Annotated in this window: 4 protein-coding genes and 5 tRNA genes; 1 reads left to right on the forward strand and 8 read right to left on the reverse strand. The window is 26.1% G+C overall.

The genetic code is table 11. The annotated features are described in order from the left end of the window. Positions 1-660: 660 nt before the first annotated feature. On the reverse strand, positions 661-2352 hold the full coding sequence (locus tag CSGHG_RS08650) for a peptide ABC transporter substrate-binding protein (protein WP_010294220.1): 1692 nt from the start codon (positions 2350-2352) through the stop codon (positions 661-663). Positions 2353-3050: 698 nt separating this feature from the next. On the opposite strand from CSGHG_RS08650, the gene CSGHG_RS24165 reads away from it, so the two are divergent. Further along, the gene (locus CSGHG_RS24165) at positions 3051-3437 is read left to right on the forward strand and encodes a manganese efflux pump (protein ID WP_010294227.1); all 387 of its coding nucleotides are present in this window, start codon (positions 3051-3053) and stop codon (positions 3435-3437) included. Positions 3438-3634: 197 nt separating this feature from the next. On the opposite strand, the gene CSGHG_RS08660 is transcribed toward CSGHG_RS24165, so the two are convergent. From CSGHG_RS08660 to CSGHG_RS08690, 7 genes are all read right to left on the reverse strand, one after another. After that, on the reverse strand, positions 3635-4231 hold the full coding sequence (locus tag CSGHG_RS08660; protein WP_010294229.1) for an NUDIX hydrolase: 597 nt from the start codon (positions 4229-4231) through the stop codon (positions 3635-3637). Between the two features lie 430 nt (positions 4232-4661). Further along, on the reverse strand, positions 4662-5060 hold the full coding sequence (locus CSGHG_RS08665) for a VOC family protein (RefSeq protein WP_010294232.1): 399 nt from the start codon (positions 5058-5060) through the stop codon (positions 4662-4664). A 697-nt stretch (positions 5061-5757) separates the two neighbouring features. Continuing rightward, positions 5758-5834 (reverse strand) — tRNA-Arg (locus tag CSGHG_RS08670). A gap of 375 nt (positions 5835-6209) precedes the next feature. Next, positions 6210-6283 (reverse strand) — tRNA-Gly (locus CSGHG_RS08675). A gap of 12 nt (positions 6284-6295) precedes the next feature. Continuing rightward, positions 6296-6371 (reverse strand) — tRNA-Pro (locus tag CSGHG_RS08680). A gap of 16 nt (positions 6372-6387) precedes the next feature. Continuing rightward, a tRNA-Lys gene (locus CSGHG_RS08685) sits at positions 6388-6463 on the reverse strand. A 42-nt stretch (positions 6464-6505) separates the two neighbouring features. Further along, positions 6506-6581 (reverse strand) — tRNA-Lys (locus CSGHG_RS08690). Between the last annotated feature and the right edge of the window lie 49 nt (positions 6582-6630).

Genomic DNA, 6630 nt, shown 5'->3' on the forward strand with positions numbered 1-6630 from the left:
AATTTTAAACTTATTCATTTATCAAATGAGAAAATTCAAATTAATGTTTTATCAGTAACTAACAAATTATTTTAGTTAAAAGTTAAGAGTGAATAGTGAACAGTTGTGGTTATTGCTACTCACTTCGTTCCTAGTAATTCTCAACGTACTTTTTTATAAATTTGCAAAGCAAATTATATTAATAGATTTTTTAAAATCATTTTTTAGAAAGTGGTTGTCACTTTCATCCTAAATTCATAATTCATAATTCTTAACTAAATATATTTGCACTTATTTTTCTCAACTGATAACAAAAATTTGATGAATAAATTTAAATTCGAGCTTGTTTCCCTATATATAAGGTTTTAAAATTATTCATTTATCAAGTTAAAAAACTTAAATTAATATTTGATTATTAATTAATAATTCTTTATTTTCCCTATACCACTACACAATTTTAATTAAATCTGCTAATTTATAATAATAGTCTTATACAATTATTATTTTTTTATTACTTTTGTTATATTATATTTTATTCTTAAAATTAATTCTATCTCATTAAGTATTGAAGTATTATTTTAATAAGTGCATTTCAATTAAAATAAGGGCACTTTTCAGTGCCCCTTATAATAAATCTATTAAAACCTAAAATCTAGTCTTTTTTTAACTTTAATACACTTTTTAACGTCCTGCAGTGTACACATATTTAAGGTCTGATGCTCCAACTCCAAATGTTGTATTAGATACGTTTTTAACATAATTACGAACATATGTATTCTTAAATCTATAAACCGTTGGGCTTATTACACCATCTTCATGTATTAACAATTTTTCTGCTTCTTTAAATAACTCTGTTCTCTTACCTTGGTCAACTGTTTTACTAATCTCATCTATCATTTCATCATATTTTTCATTTGACCATCCAGTATTAGTTACCCCTGCTGTACTAGCCCACATATCAAAGAATGTCATAGGATCATTATAGTCTCCTGTCCATCCCATAGAAGCCATTTGATAATCTTGAGTTGATTCTCTAGTCTGAAATACTGCCCACTCAGTAAATTCAGATTCAATTTTTATTCCTAATACTTTTTCAAAATTTTGCTGTTCAAAATCAGCAAATTCCTTTGATTTAGCATCTGTACCTGATTGTAAAAACTTTATTGTATGTTTAGATGGGTCTGGATCCATACCTTCTTCTTTTAATCCTTCTATTAATAATGCTTTCGGGTCAGGATTTTCCTTTGCCAATTCTTCAACAGGATTATAGTTAACTTTGCTTCTAAACTCTTCCCCTCCAATTTGAACAGCTGGTGGACACCAAGCTAATGCAGGCTCTGCTAGACCTTTATATAATGTTTCACTCATACCTTCTCTATCTGTTGCAAGTATAAATGCTTTCCTTATTTTTTCATTTTTAAAATATGAATCATCCTGATTAAAAAACATATATGCTGATGATGCATCATATCCTTTTATTACTTCATATTGTCCACTTCCATCAAGTTTACTAACCCACTCTGGTTTTGTAACTCCAGCCATGTCTAGTGAACCATTATAAAGTTCGTTCATTCTAGCTGTTTCTTCTTTTATAATTTTAAATGTTGCTTTTTCTAATTTAACATTTTCAGCATCCCAGTACTGTGGATTCTTTTCTAATTCAACCATATTATTATGAATCCATTGTTTTATAATAAACGGTCCAGAGAATACCATAGTGTTTGATTCACTACCATATTTTTCACCACTTTGTTCAACTACATCTTTTCTTTGAGGCTGCATTACTTTAAAATATGTTAAATCTAAGAAATATGGTGTTGGATTTTCTAAAGTAAATTCTATAGTCTTATCATCTATAACCTTAACTCCAACATCTTCAACTTTTGCTTTTCCTGCATTATATGCAGAAGCATTTTTTATTGGGAATAATAAGAAAGCATATGGTGATCCAATTTCTAAATTTAATGTTCTAGTTATTCCATAATAATAATCATTTGCTGTTATTGGTTGTCCGTCAGACCATTTCATATCCCTTAACTTAAATGTCCATTTTAATCCATCTTCTGATTGTTCCCAACTTTCAGCTCCAGCAGGTTTAACAACTTCTTTTCCATTTTCATCATTTTCAAGTCTAGTTAACCCCTCACCTACATTAGTTAAAATTACAGAGGAATAAAGGTCACTTGATTTAGATTGATCCAACGTTTTAGGTTCAGCAAGAAGTACAGTATTTAAATACTGCTGTTCATCCATTTTAACTTCTTGTGAATTAGCATTATCTCCATCCTTTTCAGTGTTGCTTCCACATCCAACTAATATTGATGATGTTAATGAAAGTGTTAATATAGTTGCAATTAACTTTTTGTTTTTCATAGATAACGTCCCCCTTTTTGTCATAAGTTCACTTATATAAATATTTCTTATTTAATAGATTATATTTTTAATTAAATCTAATCAAGTTTTATTTTTATGAATTTTGAAACAATTTTATAATAAAATTTTATTTTTTTAATTTTTAATGTAATTTAATGTATTTTTATTATTATTTTTTGCATTTTTTGCAATATATTTTAATCTAAATGTCATTTTTATACTTTTTTTCCTTAACAAATTCTTAAAATTTATTGTGTTTTTTATAGTATTTTTATCTATTAAAATACAAAATATTGTCCTAAAGTTATATTAATAAAATAAAAAAATAACTTTACATGGAAATTTTAATAAATATATTTTAAGTTAAATATATTTCATAAATTTAACTTAAAATTCATAAGGTGGAACATTGTCATATTTTCATGAATATACTACAAACATAGCTTTTAATTGGAGGAATATAATGCATATACTATCTTCACTACTATTTTCTATTTCAGCAAATATAGATAATTTTGCTGTAGGAATAGCTTATGGAATTAAAAAATTAAAATTAATATATTAAGTAATTTTTTAATAGCTATAATATCAGCTTTAGGCACTTTTCTTTCTATGTCTTTAGGTAAAGCTATAATTCATTTCATTTCAGCTAAGACAGCAAATATACTTGGAAGTGCTATATTAATATTATTAGGATTATGGTTTATATTAGAATTTTTTATAAAATCCTACTTTCAAAAGAAAAAGAAAAAAATAAATTAGATAATATGATAGGTGAATACAAAAATATTTTAGACAATCCTGAATTAGTCGATAGCGATAATTCTTCATGTATAGATGTTAAAGAATCAATATTACTTGCATTTGCCCTTACCATAAACAACTTAGGAGTTGGAATTGGTGCAAGTATAACCGGTCTTAATATATTTCTAACTACTATTTTTACATTTATATTTAGCTTATTATTTATTATTTTAGGATATTTAATTGGTACTAGTTACCTCTCTAAATTATTTGGAAAGTATGCTTCACTTATATCTGGAGCAATAATTATATTTTTAGGTTGCTATGAATTATTTATTTAAAAATATATATTTTTTTCTTCAAAGAAAACAAAAAAACTAATGTAGAAGCACAGGACAATCTTTTATTCGATATATTAATTTTAGTAATGTAACTCACTATATATTAATAAAAATAGGACTTTAAAAAAGTAAACTTTTAAAGTCCTATTTTTATACATTCATTAAAATTTTCAGTTCTTTATCATAAATTTTTTAAGTTACTTATTCTTTCCTATATTAAATTCATTATTTCTATTAATATCTTTAGCCCTATTAATTAATTTATTGTATAAATATATATCCCTATTGCTAAAATACTTTGCATTAAGTTTATCTATTTCAAACCATGCTACAGCACTATTTTCATCATCTTTTACTTTTAATCTTTCCTCTTCACTTGCAATAAGAATATATGCTATAGATAGATGTACATGTGTATTAACATATTTCCCATTCTTTATATGTCCATCTACTGGTAAAACATCCAATGATACAATTTCACTTCCAAGAGGCTTTACATTATTAATTCCAGTTTCTTCTTTTGCCTCCTTTATAGCAACATGTAGAAAATCTTTATCGCCATCTACATGCCCTCCTGTCCAAGACCATGTTTTTCTTATATTATGGTGTATCATCAACATCTTGTCTAGATTCTCATTTAATATAAAACCTGAACTTGTAATATGTGCAAACTCATTTTCTCTAACTAAAATATTATGTGGGAATTTTTCTATGTACTGAAGAATTATCTTCTTATCTTGAATTTCTTGTTCATTATTAGGTGTAAATTTTTCAATTTGTTTTTTAAAATTCATTTTCTATCCCCTTATATTCTTATATTATTATATTGATAATTATAACATATTTTACAAGTAGCTTTTACTTTTCTGAAATTCATAAATAAAGACATGTTATTTTAAATTTATTTTTAAAGCTATTTGTTTTTAAACGTTTATAACACAAAAGACTGATATTTTTATGATTAATCATATAAATTAACTATCAGTCTTATTTGTAGAGCTTTTTATACATCTGTAAATTCCATATTCTCAATATTTATGGCACACCTCTAACAGGATTTGATAAATGTAACTTCATTCAAAGCAGATATACTCCTAAAAATTACTGTTTAAGTCATTTTATCATATTATATCTTTAATATATTTAACTCATATTTATATAAATAATTATACAGTGGTTAGGTTCATTAATATTCCCAAGTTTTAATGTGAAATGTATAAACTGTTATATTTTTTTATCTCTTATCTCAATTTCTGTTCCTTCGGGTGCTTTTACTTTAAATAAATAGCCATCTTCAACTTTGTATAGTTCTTTGCCATTTTTAATTTTAAATTTATTATAATTTAATTCTTTTATTCTATTGTATTCTTTTTCAACATCATTAACTAAAAAGCCCATATGGACTATTCCTTTATTTAATGAACTCCAATCTTTTAATTTATCTCCAGTCTTTTCCGTTTGTAGTTCAATCATAAAGTCTTTTAATTGTAACCAGGAATTAAACTTTCTACTATGAAAATTTTTTGTTTCTTTAATTAATCTAAACCCTAAAATTTCAGTGTAAAATTTAAGCGACTCCTCGTACCTATCTGTTTGAATACAAATATGATGTATAATTGACATGTTAATACCACCTTTGTTTATTTAAACTTTCTTTTAATCTCGTATTTTTGTAATAATTATCCACCTATACCCTTTCAAATTGTTTTTTATTATATATTTAATATATAATAAAAAACAATTTTACAACTACTTAGAATATATATTAGAATAATATTAATTTTAAAAAACAAAATAATTTAATTTTCGAATCAAACTTATGTCGTGTTTTTACGTAAGTTTATTTTTTTGCACATTTTTAATTATACTTAAAATTTTGACAATTGTAAACATTTTTAACTAGCTTAAACTGTATAAAGTGTGTTATATTAATAATTTGTGTAGATTACGCTCAACCCCCATGAATCAATTTTTATTTAATCATCTCAATAGGCTTATCACATTCCCACTCAATAGAAGATATCCTAATTCATTTGTTTTACTGTTATCTGCTTCTACAGTAATAATTTTATTAGTTAAATTTTATATGTGTCATATACTCTATAAAATACTTCACCTTAAGTAGTTGTACTCTTGAAAATAATTATCAATATATTTTTTATAAAGTTTATAATCCCTCAAAGTACGTTAACTCAAGCCTTGTGTAATTTTTGTCTTAAAAAAATACAGCCAATTTCTAAGTAATTTTTTACTTAAACAATCAACTGTATTTTCCATAGAGCTTTTCACATCTCTGTAAATGCCCTATTTTCAATATTTATGGTACACCTAACAGGATTTGAACCTGCGACAATTGGATTCGAAGTCCACCGCTCTATCCAGCTGAGCTATAGGTGCTTATTTATTATATATATATTTCTTGCTTAATAATTATGTATAATTTAATAACTTTATATGCATTATCATTGTAATATTAGTTCTTAAACTTCTATTGATAAAGCTACAATGTAAAATACTAATAATTCCTATAAATATTTATGTAAACTAATAATCTTTACATTATTTATTATTTACTATTTTTATAATCGTAAACATATTAAAATACTTTAGTTTGTAGTATTAATTTCAAGCTTATGTGTTATTCGTAACCTTTATATAATTATACAATGTAAATATTATTGAAATAAGTAACGTATATGTTTATAAATAAGAAAAACAAAAAGATTACTAAACTAAAGTAAAACTTTAACTTAGTAATCTTTTTAAACAATTTGGAGCGGGTGAAGGGAATCGAACCCTCGTAACTAGCTTGGAAGGCTAGCACTCTACCATTGAGTTACACCCGCATATTTTTAAAGTGGTCGGGGTGACAGGGATTGAACCTGCGACCTCATGGTCCCAAACCACGCGCGCTCCCATCTGCGCCACACCCCGATATTTTGGTTTTAAATGGTGCGCCATCAGGGTCTCGAACCCTGGGCTCCTTGATTAAGAGTCAAGTGCTCTACCAACTGAGCTAATGGCACACACTGTGTTGATTCACTTCAATCTCTTATCTTTTGTTTAAATGGTGCGCCATCAGGGTTTCGAACCCTGGGCCCCTTGATTAAGAGTCAAGTGCTCTTCCAGCTGAGCTAATGGCACTTATTACAAAGTCCATCATCTGTTCCTTTTAAAATCCTTTATCCTTTTG

This window comes from Clostridium senegalense JC122 (genome assembly GCF_000285575.1).
GTDB classification, from domain to species: domain Bacteria; phylum Bacillota; class Clostridia; order Clostridiales; family Clostridiaceae; genus Clostridium_J; species Clostridium_J senegalense.